This is a genomic window from Aquibium pacificum (genome assembly GCF_040839445.1).
Classification (GTDB): Bacteria; Pseudomonadota; Alphaproteobacteria; order Rhizobiales; family Rhizobiaceae; genus Aquibium; species Aquibium pacificus.
Map to the genome: position 1 here is coordinate 520321 of NZ_JBDPGJ010000005.1, position 19895 is coordinate 540215.

Here is a 19895-nt window from a genome sequence, read left to right on the forward strand (position 1 = left end):
GCGGAGGGTTTCTCGGCGGAACTCAGTTCCTGCGCGCTTCCCGGTAGATCCCTTCGATCCGGCTCGCCATGGCGTCGGCGCCGAATCGGGCGCGGACTTCCTCTCCCGACGGCATGACAGCGGCGTAAGCGGCTTCATCGTCGATCGCCCGCGCCATTCCCGCGGCGATGGCTTGCGCGCTGGGTTCGACCAGCGCCGCCGGGGCGTTCTCGAATATCTCCGGGATGCCGCCAACCGAGGTGGCGACCATGAGCTTGCCAGCGGCGAGCGCTTCCAAGACGATGTAAGGCATCGCCTCCGCGCGCGACGGAACGACGACGATCCTTGCCAAGGCGAAGGCTTCCCGCGCCGGCATCGGGTCGCGGAAATGCACCCGGTCGGCAAGTCCGCGCTCGGCCACCTGGGCGACGTACTTGTCCCGGTCTTCTCCCGCGCCGACCATGAAGGCGCTGAGCCGGCGGCCGGTGGCTCTTTCGGCGAGCTGCAGGGCCTCGATGAAGAGATCCGGTCCCTTCAAGTCCCGCATCATGCCGATGTAGAGGAAATCCGCCGCATCGGCGGACGCGGCGACCGGTTCGAACTCGCGGCCCGTCACGCCGTTGTAGACCACGGTGTTCGGCGCGCGCGGCGGGCCGACCTTGCGCACGAAGGTGTCACGCTCCTGTCTCGATACGAACAGGATGTGCTCCGAGAGACGCTCCATGATGCGCTCCAGCGCGAAGAAGAAGCGCCCCGTGACGCTTTTCTCGTCGTAGTGCAGGCTGCCCCCGTGGGGCGAATAGAGGCGGGCTACGCGATACCTGGATACCCGCAAGAGTGTGCCGAACATGCGCGAATAGACGCCGCCCTTGGCGCCGTGTCCGTGCAGCACGTCCGGCCGCAATTCCTTGATGATGTCGTATGTCTTCCAGGCCGACGATAGGTCGCCGAGCCCGATGTGGCGTTGCATGGGCGTCCGGTGGACGCCAAGCGGAAGCTTCGTCTCGAGCTCGCGGAGCATGCGGGCCTCGTATTCTCCACCCGTGGTGGAATCGCAGACGATTCCCACCTGGTGCCCCGCCGCCACTTGTGCGCCCGCCAGGTCTCGGACGTGACGGAAAATCCCGCCGACCGGCGACCGGAAGCAGTGGACGATTCGCAGGCTCTCGGGCACGGAGACCGTCTACCGCTGCTCAGAACAGTCGCTCGCGGACATAGACCGTGTCTCCCGGCAGGATCGGATCCGAAGTCAGGACGCGGCCGGTCAACACCTTGCCGTTGATGTCACGCGTGATGTCGACGTTCGCCTGGTTGGCGCGGGGCGAGTAGCCGCCGGCGGCCGCGATGGCCTTGTGCACGGTCATTCCAGGCACATAGGAATACTGTCCGGCTGCACCCACTTCGCCCATCACGAAGATCGGGCGGTAGCGGTCGATCTCGACCGAGACGTCTGGGTCGCGGAGATAGCCGTTCTGGAGCTTCTGCGCGATCTGCTGCTCGATTTCCGATGCCGTATGGCCGCGCGCGGCGATCGCGCCGACCAGCGGGAAAGAGACGTAGCCTGCCTGGTCGACGTTGTAGACGTTCGTGAGTCCGTCCTGTTCGAAGACCGTGATCCGCACGCGGTCGCCGGCGTCGAGCACATAGGGTTTGGAGATCGCGGCATGGAAGGCTGGCGGAACCGGCCGATAGCCGGCGCAGCCGGCTACGGCGAACGTAGCGATCGCGGCTATGGAAAGTGCGAACTGGCGCTTCATTGGCGGACACACACCCTTCAACTGCGGCCGGGCGAGGGGCCCGGTTGCGTGGACTGCGCGTCCGTTATCCGCCTGTTAGGGTTAATGGGCGGTAAAGGCGAGCCTCGCCCAAACACAACCGTCGTGCTTGGATGGTTACCGGTAAGATTCTGTAAACGATCGTTAATTTTGCGTTGCACGTTTCTTAACCGCGCGGTTACCATAGTTGTTTACGGTCGCTCCGATAAAGAGTGGAGTGACTTGCCATGGCCGGCCCGCACGCCCCCGGAAGCGACGTGGACATAGACATCGGCGCCTTGACCGCCAGCCTTGCGCGCGACTGGTTGCGGATCGTCCTCGTCGTTCTCGCGGTCACCGCCCTCGCGTTCATCCTCGCTTCGACCGCGCAGAAGCACTACAAGGCGGAGACGCGGCTTCTGATCGAAGAGCGTGAATCGGTCTTCACGCGTCCCGACGCCAATGGAAGCAATTCGCCGGTGCTCGACGACCAGGGCGTCACCAGCCAGGTCGAGGTGATTTCGTCGTCCGACTTGCTGAAACAGGTCGCGGGCGATCTGGGGCTGGCGAGGCTCGAGGAGTTCGAGGCGTCCGGCGAAGTCTCCATGCTTGGCAGGCTGCTGATCATCGCCGGGCTGCGCAACGATCCCGTCGAACTGCCGCCTGAGGAAAGGGTGCTCAAGAATTTCCGCGAGAAGCTGACCGTCTACAGGGTCGAGGGATCGCGCGTCATCGTCGTCCAGTTCTCGTCCGTGGACCCGGAACTCGCGGCAAAGGTGCCGAATGCCATCGCGGATGCCTATCTCGCCCTGCAGCGCAAGGCCAAGGCCCAGTCGGATACGGATGCGACGGAGTGGCTGGAACCCGAAATCGCCGATCTGCGCGACAAGGTGAAGGAAGCTGAGGGGAGGGTCGCCGATTTCCGCGGCGGGTCGGACCTTCTGATGGGGTCGAACAATTCGGTGCTCGCCACCCAGCAACTGTCGGAGCTCTCGAGCGAACTGTCCCGGGTCAAGGCAAACCGCGCCTCGAGCGAAGCCACGGCTTCGGCGGTGCGCAATGCGCTCGCCGCCGGTACCTCGATCGAATCCCTGCCGGAAGTCCTGTCCTCGCCGCTGATCCAGAGGCTGCGGGAAAGCCAGGTGCAGCTCAGGGCAACGATCGCCGATCTTTCGGCAACTCTCCTCGACAATCATCCCCGCATCCGTGCGCTTCGTTCTCAGCTTGCCGATCTCGATTCACAGATACGCAGCGAGGCCAACAAGGTGCTCGAAGGGCTGGAAACCGAAGCGGATGCGGCGAGGTTGCGGGAGACCGAGCTCATCGCGGAAGTGAACCGCCTGAAGGCCGAATCGGCGCGTGTCGGCGAGCAGGAGGTGGAACTTCGCGCCCTGGAACGCGAAGCGGCCTCCCAGCGCGACCTGTTGGAATCCTATCTGTCGCGCTACCGCGAGGCGGTGTCGCGCAAGGATCGAGACTACCTGCCCGCCGACGCGCGAATCTTTTCGCGGGCGTCGGTTCCTTCCGAGCCCTATTTCCCGAAGGTGGTCCCCATCACGGGCGCCGCGCTCGCCGCATCGCTCCTGATCATGGTGGTCTTCACGCTGATGCGGGAACTGTTCAGCGGGCGCGCCATGCGGCCGTCGTACCGCACTACGGCGGAGCCCGTCCGGCAGGTCGTCATGCCGGCCCACCCTGAAGCGGACGAGGACGCCGATCTGGCTCCGGTCGCGACTGCCGCCGTCGCCCCTCCTCGCGAACCGGAACAGCGGGCCGTTGCGGCGCCCGTCTTCACCAAGGGACAGGTATCGATCGAGGATGCGGCGGAACGGCTCATCGCGCGCGGCGCCTCCCGCGCCGTCTTCGTCTCGCCGGAAGGCGACGAGGGTGCCGCTGCCGCCGTCATGGTGGCGCGGGAGGTCGCGGATGCCGGACTGCGGACGCTGCTTCTCGACCTCACCTCGACCGGCGCGGTGTCGGGTCCGATGCTCGACGGCGCGAAACTTCCCGGCATCACCGATCTGCTTTGCTCGAAGGCCCAGTTCACCGATGTCATCCATCCGGACCTCTACTCCGACTGCCACGTCATCCCGGTCGGCAACTCCGATCCGGCACGAGCGATGCGCGCTGTGGACCGGCTCCCCATCATCATGGATTCGCTGACGACGGCATACGACATGGTGATCGTCGAATGCGGCCCGGCGGATGGAGCGAGCATCAAGCGGCTGGCTTCGGGCGCGAGCGAGGTCGTGATCAGCGTGATCGAGGAAGACGACGCGGCGGTCTCGGCCACCGAAGACGAACTGAAGTCGGTCGGGTTCGAGAAGGCTTTCCTGGTGACGCCGATCGGCTACGAGCCGCCGCATGCACCGGTTCCCGACGAGCGGAACGCCGCCTGAGGCGTCCGGTCGCGGTTTGATGAAGGGAAGGGCGCTACATGCCCTTGTCCTTGCCGGCCGTCGCGCGGCGCAGCCGCTTCACCAGCTTCCAGGCGACCTCGTTGGACTTGATCAGACGTTTGGCCGAATTGGTCGCCTGTCGGAGGCCGATCGCCAGACGGCCCTTGGCGCCGAGCGGAATGGCGACGTCGAAATGCCTCGTCTCGATGTCGCACCAGAGCCGCTTGTACGTCTCGTCGCCGACGCTGAAATCATAGAAGGCTATGCCGTCGTTGCAGGCTTCGCGGATGTTCTCGAAGAACAGGAACTCACCGGGACTGGTTGACGCGAGTTCGTCCTCCGCGATGGATCCGAACTCGCAGATCACCGAGGACGGCGTGAGGCTGCAGCCGGTTACCGCGCGCAGCTTTCCACCGATCTCGAGCCCGTGCAGGAAGAAATCCGGCTTCGCATCCGCTTCACAGGCGGATCCGAACAGATCGCGGAAGAAGTCCCGGACGGTACGGTCGGCGAAGACGTCCTGAATGCCATTTGTCGCGAACCTCGTCGCCTTCATTGCATAGAAGGCCTCCAGCAGAGCATCGGTTTCGGCACGATCGGTCGCGCGGATGCGTTTGAATCCACCGGCGGCTTCGAACTTCCTGATCTGCGAGCGATGCTTCTTGCGCTTGCGTTTGGCGCTCGCCCGCTCCAGCACCGCGTCGAATCCGCCAGCGAGATCGACCGCGAGTGCGGGATTGGGGCTCTGCCATGAAGCGAGCGTGGCGAGGGGGTTCGCAACTCCCTCGAACGCTGCGACCTGCCGTTCGAGAAGCACCAGATCGATGTCCGGACGCACATCCCGCAACGCCGCTGCCATCGACGCGCGGAAACCGGGGTCGAGCTCGAACCCGCTTTCCCCGCGACGGGCCGGAAAGTTTCCATTGGCGTGGCTGCCACCGGGAAAGCGCGCGATCCGGAATACGCCTTCGCGTACGATTTCGAGCGGGATCGCAATGCTGCCGGCGTCGCCTTCCCATGAAACGACGACGACGTCCTCATTGCAGTTCCGCGCCCAGGCTTCCACCCAACGCGGGGCCTGGGGCGGTGCGAAAAGCGCCTTGGCACAGAATTCTGAATAGGCGGAGAGAGCAGCCGAACCGGTGAGACAGCGCGCCGCGGACGTGGCAGGCGCTTTCGAGCCGGCGCCCTCGAGCGGCAGCCCGTCGGACCGGAAATGCAGGTCGGTGGAAGCGTCCGCGTCAACCATACCTTTATCCTTCGGGCCTAATAAATCTGTTTGACACGGCGCTACCTCGCGCCTGCTTCAGGATGCGGAGCCTATCCGCAAATGGTGAAAGAATGATCGACAGGGGGGAATTGCTGAGGAAGCTGATCCTCAACGCAATCCGCTTTTCGCTCCTGGCCCCGCTCGCCAGCCGCTATTATTCGGGGGTCGGCGCCATCCTGATGCTTCACCGTGTCAACGTCGCGCCGCTCACCACCATCGGCGCGAACCGGCACCTGACGGTCACGCCGGGTTTCCTCGACGAATTGCTGACCGAGGTGAAGCGTCTCGGCTTCGAATTCGTCTCTATGGACGAAACCGTGGAGCGCCTTGCCTGCGGCAGGCGCGGGGGCAGGTTCGTGACCATCACCGCCGACGACGCCTATCGCGACAACCTGTTTGAAGCCCTGCCTGTATTGGAAGCGCACGATGCACCGATCACGATCTACGTCGCTCCGGGTCTGACCGAAGGGAACGTCTTCCTCTGGTGGGAGCTCCTGGAGGAAGTCGTCAGCCGCCGCCCGACGGTCTATCTGAAGACACCCGAGGGCAGGATGGTTTTCGACTGCGCCACCACGGCGGAAAAGTTCCGCGCGAATACCGAGATCCACAACTACCTCACCGAGAAGGTCGCCGAGGAAGACCAACTCGACGTGGTTCGCGAACTGGCGTGGTCCTCTGGGCTCGACCCCAAGGAACTCGGCAGGAACGCCCTGCTCGACTGGAACGAGCTGCGCGGGATGGTGGCGCATCCGCTGGTCACCATCGGCGCCCATACGGTCCATCACTACAATCTGAGAAGACTGCCGGAGGAGAAGGCGCGCCGCGAGATCGCGGATGCGGCAGGGATCCTCGAGATGGAACTCGGCCGGAAGCCGCGCCACATGGCCTATCCCTACGGATACGATGCCGCTGTCGGCCCCCGCGAGGTCAAGCTCGCCCGGGAAGCGGGGTATGCGTCGGCCGTCACGACGCGCCACGGGCTGCTGCAAGCCGAGCACGCCGCGCACCTCCACTCGTTGCCGCGCATTTCCATCAACGGGCGGTATCAGCGCGTGCAGCATGTCGGTACGATGCTGTCGGGGATCACGACGCCCATAGCCAATCGCGGGAGACGCGTCGTCACCGTGTGATCTTGCAGACAAGCAGTACCGAGCGGTTCAGTCGCGAGGCTTGGGCGCGGTCGCCATCCACTTGATGATCCACATCGCCGGCAGCACCCACAAGAGGCCGGTGAAGAAGAAATAGGCGAGGTGGACGATCCAGCTGGATTCGCCCAGGCGGGCGGTTGCGATCGCCGTCGCCACCAGGGCGTAGATGACAACCAGGGCAACCAGCAGGATCATGCCGACGAGTTTTTTCAGGCGGACGGGCATCTCGGTTCCTTTCGCTCGCTTTTAGCGAGCGGGCCGCCAAGCGCAATCCCGCGACCGGGACCGATCCCGCGGCGCGACCGCTTGCCGCGCGAACCAACCTTGCCAGCGCCACAGTGATCGTTCACGAGCATTCCATTCCCGTGCATCTGGACCGATCCCATGACAGCCATTGCAGAACCGGTGCTTCACGACCGATTGGAGCGGCAGGCGCACAACCGCGTTCTCGTCCGCGGCTGGCTCTACGTCGTTCTCGTCATGCTGTTTGCGCTGGTGTTCGTCGGCGGCGCGACGCGACTCACCGAGTCCGGCCTGTCGATCACGGAATGGAAGCCGATCCACGGCGTCATTCCGCCGCTCTCGGACGCGGAGTGGCAGGAGGAGTTCGAAAAATACCGGCAGATCCCCGAATACCAGCAGATCAACAAGGGCATGAGCCTCGACGCGTTCAAGACCATCTTCTGGTGGGAGTGGACGCACCGGCTGCTGGCGCGCGGGGTCGGCTTCGTCTTCGCACTGCCTCTCGCCTTTTTCTGGGTCACGGGCAGGCTGGAACGGAGCCTCAAGCCGAAGCTCGTCGGCATCCTGTTTCTCGGTGCCTTCCAGGGCGCGGTCGGCTGGTGGATGGTGGCCTCGGGCCTCGTCGAACGCACCGACGTCAGCCAGTACCGGCTCGCCACCCACCTTACCATCGCCTGCATCATCTTCGCCGCGACCATGGCGGTCGCGCGCGGACTGGCTCCGCACTCGGCCCGGCGATCCGCCCCGGAGACACGGCGCTTCGCCGGTATCCTGGTCTTCCTGGTCCTGATCCAGATCTATCTCGGCGGCCTCGTCGCCGGCCTCAACGCGGGCTTTGCCTACAACACCTGGCCGCTGATGGACGGCAGCATCATTCCCGGCGACCTCCTGGTCCAGCAGCCGTGGTTTCTCAACTTCTTCGAGAACGCCAAGACCGTGCAGTTCGTCCATCGCCTGGGGGGCTATATCCTCTTCTTTGCCGCGCTCTGGCACGTCTTCGCGGCGCGGTCGGCAGATCGCGCCAGCACCCACGCGCGCCGTGCCGTCGTGCTGTTTCACCTCGTGCTTCTTCAGGCGGCGATCGGCGTCACCACGCTTCTGACGGTCGTCGATATCGGCTGGGCACTGCTGCACCAGGCTTTCGCGCTGATCGTGCTGGGTTTCGCCGCCGCCCACTGGCGGGCGACGAAGGGGAGCTATCCGGATGAGACCGCGATAGTGGTTCGCAACTGATGGAAGGCGGCGGCTAAGCCGCCATCCCCAGCATCAGGTCCATGTTCTGGACCGCCGCTCCCGAGGCACCCTTGCCGAGATTGTCGAGCACCGCGACGAGGTTTGCCTGCCCCTTGCCTTCGGTTCCGAAGACATAGAGCTTCATCCGGTCCGTGCCGTTCAGCGCGGTCGGATCGACGCGCGCAAGTTTCGCGGTTTCCTCCGGCGGGACGACCTCGACCACGGTCTGCCGGGCATAATGCGAGGCGAGCGCGCCGTGAATATCCGCCAGCGACGGACCGCCGTTCAGGTCGGCCAGATGCAGCGGCACCTGCACGATCATGCCCTGCGCGAAGCGCCCGACGCTCGGTGAGAAGATCGGCCGCCGCTCGAGCAATCCGTGCTGCTGCATCTCCGGAACGTGCTTGTGCGACAGGGTAAGCCCGTAGAGGAAATGCGGCGCGGCGATGTGGTCGGGGTTCGCCTCGTCCTCCATCTGGGCGATCATCTGCTTGCCCCCGCCGGAATAGCCGGAGATCGCGTTGACGGTGACTGGGTAGTCGGCAGGCAGGATGCCGGCTTCCACCAGTGGCCGGATGAGCCCGATGGCGCCGGTCGGGTAGCACCCCGGATTGGCGACGAGCCGGGCCTGGGCGATCCGGTCGCGCAGCCCACTGGTCATCTCGGCGAAGCCGTAGGCCCAGTCGGGATGCGTCCGGTGGGCGGTGGAGGTATCGATGATGCGGGTCGAGTTCACGCCTTCCAGGATGCCGACCGCCTCGCGCGAAGCGTCGTCGGGGAGGCAAAGGATCGCCACATCCGCTTCTTTCAGCATGTCTTCCCGAAGGGCGCGGTTGCGCCGTTCCGCCTCGGGAATGGACATGATGTCGAGATCGGTGCGACCGGCGAGCCGGGTCCGGATCTGTAGCCCCGTGGTGCCGTGCTCGCCGTCGATAAAGATTTTCGGTTTCATGACTATTTCGTCCGCCTGAAAAGGAAAGAATGTCAATGGCTTCATGCCATGGCTGGAATCTGTCCCGGAAGGCGGTGAATCAGTGCGCGAAGACGCTGACTCAGAGAGCGAGCCTGTCCGGGCCGGCCGGTCCTGTTCGTCGTCGCATCATCGCAGGCGCGCCTTCTTCTCCGCGAGTAGGCCCAGATAGTGCTGGGCGACCGTGGCGCCCGCGATCGCGGTGATGTCCGCGTGATCGTAGGCCGGGGCGACTTCTACTATATCGGCCCCCACCATGTCGAGATCGCCGAGCTGGCGCAGCACTGACAGGATCTTGGCCGAGGAGGGGCCGCCCGCGACGGGCGTCCCGGTGCCGGGCGCGAAGGCCGGGTCGAGGCAGTCGATGTCGAAAGTGACATAGGTTTTCGCCCCGCCGGTCCGCGCCACAATGGCCTTCGCAATGTCCGCCGCCTTCATTTCCTCGACGGCGTAGCCGTGGAGGATCCTGATGCCGAAATCGTCCGGCGCATGCGTGCGGATGCCGACCTGGATCGAGCGCTCGGGATCGATGACGCCGTCGCGCACGGCCCGCGCCACGAACGAGCCGTGGTCGATGCGTTTGCCGTCGTCGAACCAGGTGTCCTGATGCGCGTCGAACTGTACGAGCGCCAGCTTGCCGTGCCTGGCCGCATGGGCTTTCAGCAGGGGCCATGTGACGAAGTGGTCGCCGCCGAGTGAGACGAGGAACGCGCCGGATTTCAGGAGCTTCGCCGCGTCGCGCTCGATCTTGCCCGGCGTCTTCTGGTGATTGCCGGTGTCGAGCAGGCAGTCGCCATAATCGACCACAACGAGATCGGCAAACAGGTCTCGGTGGAAGGGATACTGTGGGTCGTTGTCGAAGATCGCCGCCGCGCGTCGGATCGCTTGCGGGCCGAAGCGGGCGCCGGGCCGATTGGTGACGGCGGCGTCGAAAGGGATGCCCCAGACGATGGCGTCCGCGCCCTTCACGTTCTTGGTGTAGCGACGCCGCATGAAGGACAGCGCGCCGGCGTAGGTCGGGTCGCCGGCGCTACCGGTCATGGAGCGGGCGGTAAAGGCGTGGTCGATTGTCGAAGCCGGCATGATTGGTTCCTGTTCGCTCCCGTTGGTAATCCATGACGGAAAGCCGCTCAAGCGACCGGCACGGATATTGCAGCGGTGGGGCAGGGACGGGTCACGCGGCAACAGGGTGTCTTCCTTCGGGACAGGGAAGGCGCAAGCGGAGGCAAGCGCAAGTGAAGACCAGATCGACCTTTTCCGTCCCGGACATGAGCCCGGCCATCCCGGAGCGCTTCCAGGTGCTCGACAGTTGGCGCGGCATCGCGGCCGTCATGGTCGTGCTGTTTCACGTTCAGATCGTCAGCAACATCCATGATCTTCCTCTCGTCCGCGCAGGCGAGACCTTCGTGGACTTTTTCTTCGTTCTGTCCGGCTTCGTGATCGCCCACGCCTATGCCGGCCGCGTGAACTCGCGGCAGCAGTTCGTTGGCTTCGTGGTGCAGCGCCTCGGTCGCGTCTACCCGCTGCACGCGGTGATGCTGCTCCTCTATCTGCTTTTCGAGACGGCCAAGGCGCTCGTCCCTTCGCTTGGCAGCGCGAGCGATCCCGCCTTTTCCGGCAGCAACGATATTTCCTCCATCGTAGCCAATGTCCTTCTGGTACAGGCGTGGGGCTTCGAGGACGGGCTCACCTGGAACACGCCCGCGTGGAGCATTTCGGGGGAACTGCTCTCCTACCTGCTCTTCGGGGTCGCCGCCGTGCTGTTCGGACGCAGGCTCTGGATCGCGGCGGCGATCGGGGCGGTCGCTTCTCTTGCGGTCCTGCTGCTCGCCGCCCCCAAGGGTATGGAATCGACCTTCGACTTCGGCGCAGTGCGGGCGCTCTACGGCTTCTGCCTAGGCGTTCTTCTGCACCGGGCCGTCATCGCCGGCGTGGCGCGCACCAGGGAGAAACTGCGGCGGGAGCCGTCGTACCCGGCAAAACTCGCCTGGACCATCGCCGAGGTCGCGGCGGTCGGCTGCCTCGTGGAGTTCGTCAGGGCGAGCCACCAGAACGCGGCCGCGTTCGCCGCTCCGCTGGTCTTCGCCTTTGCCATCAACGTCTTCGCGCACGAAGGCGGCCATGTCAGCCGGCTGCTGCGCTGGAAGCCTTTCCTGATGGCGGGCATGCTCTCCTATTCGATCTACATGATCCACATGTTCATCCTCCTGCGCTGCCTCAACGTCGGACGGCTTGCCGACAAGGTGCTCGGAACCGCAATCCTGCGGCCGATGGACGGCAACGCCGCGCATGGCCTCGTGCTCGATTTCGGCAACAGGTACGCGGGCGACCTCGCCATCGTCGGCGTGCTGGGCATGATCGTCGCGATCAGCTACGTCACCTACCGGGTGATCGAGCGTCCGGGCCAACAGGCATTCCGCAGGCTCGCGCAACGGCTGGCGAACCGGGGCGACGAGCGTCCCCGCCCGGTTGCTGTCATCCGCACCGCCTGAAGGCAGGCATGAAAAAGGCCGCGCGCGGCGGCCTTGATCGGGTTCGGGAGGAGAGGCGGGTTTCCCCGCCCGACTCAGCGCTTGGAGAACTGGAACGAACGACGGGCCTTGGCCTTGCCGTACTTCTTGCGCTCGACCGTACGCGAGTCGCGGGTCAGGAAGCCGCCCTTCTTGAGAACGCCGCGCAGGGTCGGTTCGTAGTAGGTCAGCGCCTTTGAGATGCCGTGGCGCACCGCGCCGGCCTGTCCCGACAGACCGCCGCCGACGACGGTCGCGACGACGTCGTACTGGCCTTCGCGGTTGGCCGCCACGATCGGCTGCTTCAGGATCATCTGCAGCACCGGACGCGCGAAATAGGCGTTGAAGTCCTTTTCGTTGACGATGATGCGGCCGGTGCCGGGGCGAACCCAGACCCGGGCGATGGCGTCCTTGCGCTTGCCGGTCGCATAGGCGCGGCCTTGCGCGTCAAGCTTCTGCACGTAGACGGGAGCCGCGGCCGGCTGTTCGGCGGTCACGCCGGTTGCGGTGCCGAGATCGGCGAGCGAGTTGAGATCAGCCATAGGCCTGTACCCTTACGTTCTTCTTGCTCATCGAGGCCACGTCCAGCGCTTCGGGCTGCTGGGCCTCGTGAGGGTGGGCCGCGCCTGCATAGACGCGGAGGTTCTTCATCTGGCGACGGCCGAGCGGACCGCGCGGGATCATGCGCTCGACGGCCTTTTCCAGCACGCGCTCGGGGAAACGACCCTCAAGCAGGTCGCGGGCGGTGCGTTCCTTCACGCCGCCCGGATGGCCGGTGTGCCAGTAGTAGATCTTGTCGTTGTACTTCTTGCCGGTCAGCACCACCTTGTCGGCGTTGATGATGACGACGTTGTCGCCGTCGTCGACATGGGGGGTGAAGGTCGGCTTGTGCTTGCCGCGCAGGCGGTTGGCGACGATGGTTGCAAGACGTCCGAGGACCAGGCCTTCGGCGTCGATCAGCACCCACTTCTTCGTCACCTCCGCAGGCTTCTGCGAAAAGGTTTTCATCGGGCTACTTTCCTGTCGGACCTTCCGTTCCTTGAGGGCACGAAAGGCGTTTCTTGTTGCTTGCATTGGCGGGCATTCGACCCGCCAAAATGAAACGGCGGCCGTCGGGCCGCTGCTTCGAGGCGGCTTATAGGCGAGGGCGCCATGCACGTCAAGCGCAATTGTCGCAGGGCACGGGTAGAAACGGAAGCAAAATCAAGCACTTACAAATAAGGTAATTTGATACCACATTGAGAATATCCGTTCAGCGCTTCGGCGGCACCGAATAGGTACCGGTCGCATGCGCGACGGTGAGCCGTTCCGGCCCCGCGACGATGTCGATATCGAACACCATGAGGCTCCTGCCGAGCTTGATGATGCGGCAATGGCCGTCGATCGGACCGGGTCCGGCCTTGCGCACGAAGTTGATGTTGAGGTTGGTGGTCACCGACAGCGCGTCGGGCCCGGCATGCGACAGCACGCAGACGTAGCCGCCGATGTCGGCCAGCGTGAACAGGCACGGGCCCGACACCGTGCCGCCGGGCCTCAGGTGCCGCTCGTTCGCATTGAGCCGGACCGTGCAGCCGCCGGGAAAGACATCCGTCGCGACATAGTCGGCATACTCGGAATTGAGCTGCGGGTAGACCTCGCCCATCAGCCTGTTGACTTCCTCGGTATTCATGACCGGGACCAGGGGAGGGGTGTTCTTCGTCATGCCATCCATAGGTATCTCGTCAGGTCTTCGGGGCATTGATCGGACGGTTCTGCGTCCAGTCGAACGTGCCGAGGTCGCGCTCGCGCACGGCGTGCTTCCAGCCCATCTCCTCCGCCCGGTGCTTGAAGTTCAGCCCTTCGGGGGAATGCCGGGTGATGCCGTCGAAGATCGTCGCGAACATCTGCGTCTGCTTCAGCCCCATGGCCTCGATCGCCTGGTTCACGACCAGCTTCTGCATCATCAGCTGGTTCACCGGAACGCCGGCCATGCGCTCTGCCAGACGCTCGACCTCGCCGTCCAGCTCCGCGGCGGGCACTGACTTGAGCACGAGCCCCATGCGCTCGGCTTCAATTCCCTTGATCTTGTCGCCGGTGAAGAGCATGCGCTTCGCCCGTTCCGGCCCCAGCCGGTAGACCCACATCGCCGTCGTGGGGCACCCCCAGACACGCACCGGCATGTAGCCGATCTCCGCCTCGTCGGCCATTACGATCATGTCGGAGCAGAGCGCGATGTCCGATCCGCCAGCGACGGCAAACCCATGTACCTTGCAGATCACCGGCCGGTAGGAGCGCCAGAGCGACATGAAGAGTTCCGTGTTGCGCATCATGAAGGCGTAGTCCTTCATCGGGTCCCAAGGCATGTCCTGGGTGACCGAATTGCCGGCGCCCCCGGCGGTCTCGGCGTAGTAGGTGAGGTCGTATCCGGCGCAGAACGCGCGCCCCGCGCCGGAAAGCACGATCACGTGGACGCCGGCATCGGCGTTCGCCTGCTCGACGGCGCCGGCCAGTTCGCGCGGCAGGTCGTCGTCGATCGCGTTCAGCACGTCGGGACGGTTGAGCGTGATCCGCCCGATCCGGCCGTCCTTCTCGTAGAGCACCTTCGGCACCGTCTCCTCCCTGTTCCGGTTCCGTTTGCGTAAACGTCAAACAGCTTCGCCATTTCCCGGCTGTTCTTCAAGGCGGTCCGTGTTAGTTCTCTTGGGCCAGCCGGACGGCGTTCACGAGGAGATTTCCATGGCTGAGGTGGTAGCAATGAAGCGCCCGGAAGCTGACGGGCCGGTGATTGCGGACCTTTCGGGCGGCGTGCTCACGCTGACCCTGTCGAACCCGCCCGCGAATGCGCTTTCGCTTGTCACCATGGATGCGCTGCAGGCGGAACTCGACCGCGCGAAAGGCGACGATGCCGTCCGCGTGGTGGTGATCGCCGCGGCCGGTAAACTGTTTTCCGGGGGGCACGACCTTAAGGAGATGACTTCCCACAGGACCGACCCCGATGGTGGCCGAAGCTTCTTCGAGCACACGTTCGCCGTGTGTTCGAGGCTCATGCAGTCGATCGTGCGTCTGCCGAAGCCCGTCATCGCCGCCGTCGACGGCATTGCAACGGCGGCCGGGTGCCAGCTCGTTGCAAGCTGCGACCTGGCGATTGCGACGGACCGGTCGAGGTTTGGCGTCAACGGTATCGATGTCGGCCTGTTCTGCACGACACCTTCCGTCGCGCTTTCGCGCAAGGTGAAGGCCAAACATGCGATGGAAATGCTTCTGACCGGGGAGATGATCGATGCCACCGCGGCCCGGGAATACGGGCTGATAAACCGCGTCGTCCCGTCTGAATACCTCGATCAGGTCGTTCAGAAATATGCCCGAACGATTGCCGCCAAATCGTCTTTGGCACTGCGCATGGGTAAGGAAGCCTTCTATACCCAAGCCGAGATGGGACTCGCCGGAGCCTACGAACACGCGTCTCGGGTGATGGTGGACAACATGATGGCGCATGACGCGCGGGAAGGGATCGACGCCTTCATCGCGAAACGAAAGCCCGAATGGTCGGGGCACTGATGGAGCCCCGCATCTCCATCGTCACACTCGGCGTAGTCGATCTCGATCGTGCCGTTGCCTTCTATGAGGCGATGTGCCTCGTCCGCAATCCGAAGGTCACCGAGGGTGTCGCCTTTTTCCAGATGGGCGGGATCATTCTCGGGCTCTGGCCCCGAAAGGAACTGGCCACCGACGCCGGCGTGGACGAGGCGGGTTCCGGCTTTCGCGGCGTCGCGCTCGCCTACAACACACGCTCCGACGAGGAAGTAGACGCCGTCCTCGATGCTGCCGCGAAGGCCGGAGGGCGGATCGTCCGCGAAGCCGGCCGCGCCTTCTGGGGCGGCTGGTACGGTTACTTCGCCGATCCCGATGGGCATCTATGGGAAGTGGCGCACAATCCTGCCTTTACGATCGCGGACGACGGAACGATCTCGCTGCCCGGCTGACAGTCGCCGGATTCTCGCCGCTATCGTCCAGTCTGTTGTCGATGAAGGGACGGCGGAGATATCGACCATGGCCACGCGTCTGGCCGCGGCGCTTGTCCTGTTGCTCGCCTCGGATGCCGGGGTTTCGGCACAGGATGCCACGCTACTCTATCCCGAGATCGTGCTCGAAACCGACGACAGCTATTCCGCCGATGCCGGTCTGACCGCGTTCAGAACCGCGCTGATCGAAGCCGGCGAGACACTCGTCGCCTCACCCGCTGGCAGGCTGCTCGATCCGGATGCCATGCTGCCATTCCTAGCGGACGAGGTTGAGTTCTATGTGGGGCAGGGCGGACTGCCATACAACGAGGAGTTCGTGTCGCTCGGCCTGCATCCGGCCCGAAGGGCGCTCGAAATGGCCGGGCGACTGTCGCGCGAGAGCGAAAGCATCGATCCCGTCGTAAACAGACGCTACGACATGCGTGCGCTCGCGGGACTCGCCGCCGAGCCGACAGTCGGGCGTACGGAATGGCTGGGCGGACGCATCTGCACGGCAAGCTACGGCAGGATTTCCTGGCCGGACTGGATTGCCCTTGACGGCAAATTGCGAACCCTTGACCGCCGCGAATGGGCGATCGCTGCCGTCGTGGATAGCGGTGGGGCGGAGGGCCTGGCCGGGATCAACTGGCCCAAACCCTATCAGATGGTGCCCATATCGCCGGGCCAGAAACGCTCGGGCGGCTGGCTGGGAATTCTCGACCCGCGCGGCGATACGATCTTCTTCCGCACGTCCTACAGCCCGCACGCCAGCCATTTCGCGCCCTATCTCAATTCCCACCTTTGCTTCGAGCAGCGCGGCGGCGAATGGAGAGTGTCGGCCATCGCGATACGGCTTGATTGATCGCCTGCGGTGCTGCAAACCGGGCGCATGAACCACGACGCGTACGAAAACAGCTACATCTCCGGCATTCTTCACGACGTGAAGACAATCGCGATCGTCGGCGCCTCGGCCAACGATGTGCGGCCTTCGCACTTCGTCACCAAGTACCTGATCGACAAGGGCTACACGGTCTTCCCGATCAATCCGGGCCATGCCGGCAGGGAGATGCTCGGCCGCATGACCTATGCGAGACTTGCCGAGGTCCCCGAGCCGATCGACATGGTCGACGTATTCCGTGCCTCCGATGCCGTCCCTGCGATAGTCGACGAGACACTCGCGCTGGCCCCGCTTCCCAAGGTGATCTGGATGCAACTCGGCGTGCGCAACGACGAAGCGGCGGCCAAGGCGGAAGCCGTGGGCATCAAAGTGGTCATGAACCGCTGCCCCAAGATCGAATACGGTCGTCTTTCGGGCGAGATCGGCTGGAACGGCGTGAACAGCCGCCTCATCTCGTCGAAGAAGCCCGTCATGCGCCAGGGATTCCAGAGCTTCGGCATCAGGCAGAGGTAGATTTCGTCGCTGTCGAACCCCGCCCGCGGGGTGGGATCAGCCGTAACGCATCCCGAGCAGTCTGTATGGCCAGTAGCTCTCTTCGGTTGCGATGAGCCGGAGAATCCTCGCAGGTGGCATTCCCGTCATCCGACGCACTTCGCGTATCATGTGCGCCTGGTCCGCGAAGCCAGCATCGACGGCCAGACCGGCATGGTCCGGTGCGGTACCCGGCTCGTCCGACATCACCCGCGCGAACAGTTCCTCGTTGCGCACCAGCAGCGCGAGTTCGCGCTGGGTGCGTCCCGTCTGGTGTTTGACGCGCCTCTGCAGCTGCCGCAGGCTGCGGCCCGTACTCGACAGCGCCGCGCGCGCCGCCAATGCTGTCGCCCAGTCACGCATCCAGAAGGGAGACACCCCGCCTTTCGGCCGCCGATGTGCCCACCGTGGCGCAATTTGCTCCTCGAAGCGTGCAAATCTCTGCTCGGCGCTTCCTTCCCGAAACACCGGAAGCAACGTCTCGACGACGTCGGGCGGCAACACGTTCTCGCCCGCGACATGCTTGTCGAACAGCGGCAAGACGCTCGTTCCGGTCAGGGCTTCCCAGACGTCGGGGTAGAAGCTCACCGTGAGGACGAACACCGGGCCGGCGCTCCAGGTCGTCACCGGTCCGCTGCCGGGTCCGGAGACCATCAGCCTGGGCAGCGGGGCTCCGGTCTCCGGCGCCTTCGCTTCGGCATCGGTCTTCACCAGATGCAGCCGTCCCTCGAAGTGCCAGGTCAGCGAGCAATAGGGCGAAAGGGGGAAGTGATTGAACCGGTCCCCGTGCGCGAGTGTCCGCCCGCGGGTGTCGCGCACGATCCCCAGCACGACACAGGTTGCGAGCGAGGGACGAGGCAGGAGAAGCGAGGCACTTCGCGCCTCGGGTGTCGTCTCGGCTCGCGTCATCGGCATCCGATCGTCCGGCGTCGTTTCGCTTCAATACCGTTCCCGTCGATCATCGCACAATCATCGCTCCCGCATGGATGCCAATGCAAGGCGACGCCGCGATGCTCGATGAGAACCCGCTAACACACGATCCCCGCGCCGATTTCTCGGAGACCCTGGCCGACAAGGGATATTTCGTGACCAGCACTCAGGACCTCATCGGATGGGCGCGCACGGGGTCCCTCCATCAGCTTGCCTTCGGTCTCGCCTGCTGCGCGGTCGAGATGATGCAGATGTTCGGCCCACGCTACGATTTCGAGCGCTTCGGCATGGCACTGCCTGGGACGCCGCGGCAGGCCGACCTGATGATCATCGCCGGTACGCTGACCAACAAGATGGCTCCCGCACTGCGCAAGGTCTATGACCAGATGGCCGAGCCGCGCTACGTCATATCGATGGGAAGCTGCGCCAACGGTGGTGGCTACTATCACTATTCCTATTCGGTGGTGCGCGGCTGCGACCGCATCGTTCCCGTCGACATCTACGTGCCCGGGTGTCCGCCCACCGCCGAGGCCCTGCTCTACGCCGTGCTTCTCCTGCAAAAAAAGATCAGGCGGAACACCACCATCGAGCGTTGAGGCGGGGATGTGCCCACGTTCCGGCGCAAGGAATGCGTCGTCTTCGTCGATCGGTTGAGGCTGGAAAGGGATTCCTCACGCCAGCCAATTTCAGTAACAATCTCCTTTGCGCTTTGCCGCGGCCTTTGCCATGAATGCCGGTGAAGAATTCGAGGGAGGATACGGACATGACCCAGCGCACACCCGGCTTCGACACGCTCGCCATCCATGCCGGCGCGCAGCCTGACCCCGCCACCGGCGCGCGGGCGACGCCGATCTACCAGACGACGGCCTATGTCTTCGACGACGTCGATCATGCCGCTTCGCTGTTCGGGCTGAAGGCCTTCGGCAACATCTATACGCGCATCATGAACCCGACCCAGGCGGTGCTGGAAGAGCGGGTCGCGGCGCTCGAAGGCGGCACGGCCGCGCTGGCGACCGCTTCGGGCCATGCCGCGCAACTCCTGGTCTTCCACACGCTGATGCAGCCGGGGGCGAACTTCATCTCGGCCAAGAAGCTCTACGGCGGCTCGATCAACCAGTTCGGCCACGCCTTCAAGAATTTCGACTGGCAGGTGCGCTGGGCCGACGTCGACGATCTCTCCACCATCGAAAGCCAGATCGACGACAAGACGCGGGCGATCTTCGTCGAGAGCCTCGCCAATCCGGGCGGCATCTTCGTGGATCTGGAGCCGATCGGCGAGATCGCGCGCCGGCACGGACTGCCGTTCGTCGTCGACAACACCATGGCTTCGCCCTACCTGCTGCGGCCGATCGAGCACGGCGCCGACATCGTGGTGCATTCGCTGACCAAGTTCCTCGGCGGCCACGGCAACTCCATGGGCGGCGCCATCGTCGACGGCGGCACGTTCGACTGGTCGAAGAGCGGCCACTATCCCATGCTGTCGCAGCCGCGGCCGGAATATGCCGGGATGGTGCTGCACGAGACATTCGGCAACTTCGCCTTCGCCATCGCCTGCCGGGTGCTCGGCCTGCGCGACTTCGGACCGGCGATCTCGCCGTTCAACGCCTTCCTCATCCTGCAGGGTATCGAGACGCTGTCGCTGCGGATGCGGCGCCACTGCGACAACGCTCTGAAGGTGGCGGATTGGCTGTCGCAGCACCCCAAAGTGTCCTGGGTTTCCTATCCTGGCCTCGCCTCGGACCCGAACCATGCGCTCATGAAGAAGTATTCGCCGAAAGGCGCGGGCGCCGTCTTCACCTTCGGGCTGAAGGGCGGCTTCGATGCCGGCGTGAAGGTTGTCGAGGGGGTCGAGCTCTTCTCGCATCTGGCCAACATCGGCGACGTCCGCTCGCTGATCATCCACCCGGCCTCGACCACGCACCGTCAGCTTTCCGACGAGCAGAAGATCGCGGCAGGCGCCGGACCGGACGTCATCCGCCTGTCGGTCGGCATCGAGGAGGTCGAGGACATCATGGCCGATCTCGAACAGGCGCTCGCGAAGGCCTGACAT

The 19895-nt window shown here is 64.5% G+C and carries 20 protein-coding genes and 1 pseudogene; 10 read left to right on the forward strand and 11 right to left on the reverse strand.

Annotation, left to right across the window (positions count from 1 at the left end; all coding sequences use genetic code 11):
* Positions 1–22: 22 nt before the first annotated feature.
* Together ABGN05_RS22970 and ABGN05_RS22975 are read right to left on the reverse strand one after the other, a co-directional pair.
* Complete coding sequence (locus ABGN05_RS22970; protein WP_367956376.1) at positions 23–1153, reverse strand: glycosyltransferase family 4 protein; 1131 nt, start codon at positions 1151–1153, stop codon at positions 23–25.
* 19 nt (positions 1154–1172) lie between these two features.
* A complete protein-coding gene (locus ABGN05_RS22975; RefSeq protein WP_367956377.1) occupies positions 1173–1736 on the reverse strand; it encodes a polysaccharide biosynthesis/export family protein in 564 nt (187 codons plus the stop codon).
* Between the two features lie 245 nt (positions 1737–1981).
* Between ABGN05_RS22975 and ABGN05_RS22980 the strand changes: the two genes are divergently transcribed.
* Complete coding sequence (locus ABGN05_RS22980) at positions 1982–4132, forward strand: GumC family protein (RefSeq protein WP_367956378.1); 2151 nt, start codon at positions 1982–1984, stop codon at positions 4130–4132.
* A 34-nt stretch (positions 4133–4166) separates the two neighbouring features.
* On the opposite strand, the gene ABGN05_RS22985 is transcribed toward ABGN05_RS22980, so the two are convergent.
* A complete protein-coding gene (locus tag ABGN05_RS22985) occupies positions 4167–5381 on the reverse strand; it encodes a GNAT family N-acetyltransferase (RefSeq protein ID WP_367956379.1) in 1215 nt (404 codons plus the stop codon).
* 92 nt (positions 5382–5473) lie between these two features.
* Between ABGN05_RS22985 and ABGN05_RS22990 the strand changes: the two genes are divergently transcribed.
* Entirely contained in the window at positions 5474–6532 is a 1059-nt protein-coding gene (locus ABGN05_RS22990) for a polysaccharide deacetylase family protein (RefSeq protein WP_367956380.1), read from the forward strand.
* Positions 6533–6559: 27 nt separating this feature from the next.
* On the opposite strand, the gene ABGN05_RS22995 is transcribed toward ABGN05_RS22990, so the two are convergent.
* A complete protein-coding gene (locus tag ABGN05_RS22995; protein ID WP_367956381.1) occupies positions 6560–6775 on the reverse strand; it encodes a DUF2842 domain-containing protein in 216 nt (71 codons plus the stop codon).
* 159 nt (positions 6776–6934) lie between these two features.
* Between ABGN05_RS22995 and ABGN05_RS23000 the strand changes: the two genes are divergently transcribed.
* Positions 6935–8026 (forward strand): COX15/CtaA family protein, encoded by a 1092-nt coding sequence (locus ABGN05_RS23000; RefSeq protein WP_367956382.1) that lies wholly within the window; start codon positions 6935–6937, stop codon positions 8024–8026.
* 13 nt (positions 8027–8039) lie between these two features.
* Here the strand turns inward: ABGN05_RS23000 and argC are convergent, their stop codons facing one another.
* Both argC and speB read right to left on the reverse strand, forming a co-directional pair.
* A complete protein-coding gene (argC, locus tag ABGN05_RS23005) occupies positions 8040–8978 on the reverse strand; it encodes an N-acetyl-gamma-glutamyl-phosphate reductase (protein ID WP_367956383.1) in 939 nt (312 codons plus the stop codon).
* Between the two features lie 147 nt (positions 8979–9125).
* Positions 9126–10079, reverse strand: coding sequence for an agmatinase (gene speB, locus ABGN05_RS23010; protein ID WP_367956384.1), 954 nt, complete (start codon positions 10077–10079; stop codon positions 9126–9128).
* Positions 10080–10231: 152 nt separating this feature from the next.
* Here speB and ABGN05_RS23015 point away from each other — a divergent pair, with 152 nt between their 5' ends.
* Positions 10232–11488, forward strand: a complete 1257-nt coding sequence (locus ABGN05_RS23015) for an acyltransferase family protein (RefSeq protein WP_367956385.1) — start codon at positions 10232–10234, stop codon at positions 11486–11488.
* A gap of 74 nt (positions 11489–11562) precedes the next feature.
* On the opposite strand, the gene rpsI is transcribed toward ABGN05_RS23015, so the two are convergent.
* The 4 genes and pseudogenes from rpsI to ABGN05_RS23035 form a co-directional block, all read right to left on the reverse strand.
* Positions 11563–12048, reverse strand: coding sequence for a 30S ribosomal protein S9 (gene rpsI, locus ABGN05_RS23020; protein WP_367956386.1), 486 nt, complete (start codon positions 12046–12048; stop codon positions 11563–11565).
* On the reverse strand, positions 12041–12514 hold the full coding sequence (gene rplM, locus ABGN05_RS23025) for a 50S ribosomal protein L13 (RefSeq protein WP_367956387.1): 474 nt from the start codon (positions 12512–12514) through the stop codon (positions 12041–12043). The genes rpsI and rplM overlap by 8 nt, the downstream gene beginning before the upstream one ends.
* A 244-nt stretch (positions 12515–12758) precedes the next feature.
* Positions 12759–13208, reverse strand: coding sequence for a PaaI family thioesterase (locus tag ABGN05_RS23030; RefSeq protein WP_367956388.1), 450 nt, complete (start codon positions 13206–13208; stop codon positions 12759–12761).
* A gap of 19 nt (positions 13209–13227) precedes the next feature.
* A pseudogene (locus tag ABGN05_RS23035) lies at positions 13228–14103 on the reverse strand (crotonase/enoyl-CoA hydratase family protein); the annotation flags it as partial.
* Positions 14104–14221: 118 nt separating this feature from the next.
* Between ABGN05_RS23035 and ABGN05_RS23040 the strand changes: the two are divergent.
* From ABGN05_RS23040 to ABGN05_RS23055, 4 genes are all read left to right on the forward strand, one after another.
* Entirely contained in the window at positions 14222–15043 is an 822-nt protein-coding gene (locus ABGN05_RS23040) for an enoyl-CoA hydratase (RefSeq protein WP_367956389.1), read from the forward strand.
* A complete protein-coding gene (locus tag ABGN05_RS23045; protein WP_367956466.1) occupies positions 15043–15468 on the forward strand; it encodes a VOC family protein in 426 nt (141 codons plus the stop codon). Before ABGN05_RS23040 ends, ABGN05_RS23045 begins: the two co-directional genes overlap by 1 nt.
* Before the next feature lie 67 nt (positions 15469–15535).
* Positions 15536–16348 carry a hypothetical protein gene (locus tag ABGN05_RS23050; RefSeq protein ID WP_367956390.1) on the forward strand — a complete coding sequence of 271 codons (813 nt, stop codon included), beginning with the start codon at positions 15536–15538 and terminating at the stop codon, positions 16346–16348.
* Positions 16349–16375: 27 nt separating this feature from the next.
* Complete coding sequence (locus ABGN05_RS23055) at positions 16376–16897, forward strand: CoA-binding protein (RefSeq protein WP_367956391.1); 522 nt, start codon at positions 16376–16378, stop codon at positions 16895–16897.
* A 36-nt stretch (positions 16898–16933) separates the two neighbouring features.
* Here the strand turns inward: ABGN05_RS23055 and ABGN05_RS23060 are convergent, their stop codons facing one another.
* Positions 16934–17830 carry a helix-turn-helix domain-containing protein gene (locus ABGN05_RS23060; RefSeq protein ID WP_367956392.1) on the reverse strand — a complete coding sequence of 299 codons (897 nt, stop codon included), beginning with the start codon at positions 17828–17830 and terminating at the stop codon, positions 16934–16936.
* Positions 17831–17925: 95 nt separating this feature from the next.
* Here ABGN05_RS23060 and ABGN05_RS23065 point away from each other — a divergent pair, with 95 nt between their 5' ends.
* Together ABGN05_RS23065 and ABGN05_RS23070 are read left to right on the forward strand one after the other, a co-directional pair.
* Positions 17926–18441: a NuoB/complex I 20 kDa subunit family protein gene (locus ABGN05_RS23065; RefSeq protein WP_367956393.1), complete on the forward strand. Its 516-nt coding sequence runs from the start codon at positions 17926–17928 to the stop codon at positions 18439–18441.
* A gap of 167 nt (positions 18442–18608) precedes the next feature.
* Positions 18609–19892: an O-acetylhomoserine aminocarboxypropyltransferase gene (locus ABGN05_RS23070; protein WP_367956394.1), complete on the forward strand. Its 1284-nt coding sequence runs from the start codon at positions 18609–18611 to the stop codon at positions 19890–19892.
* The last annotated feature ends 3 nt before the right edge of the window (positions 19893–19895 follow it).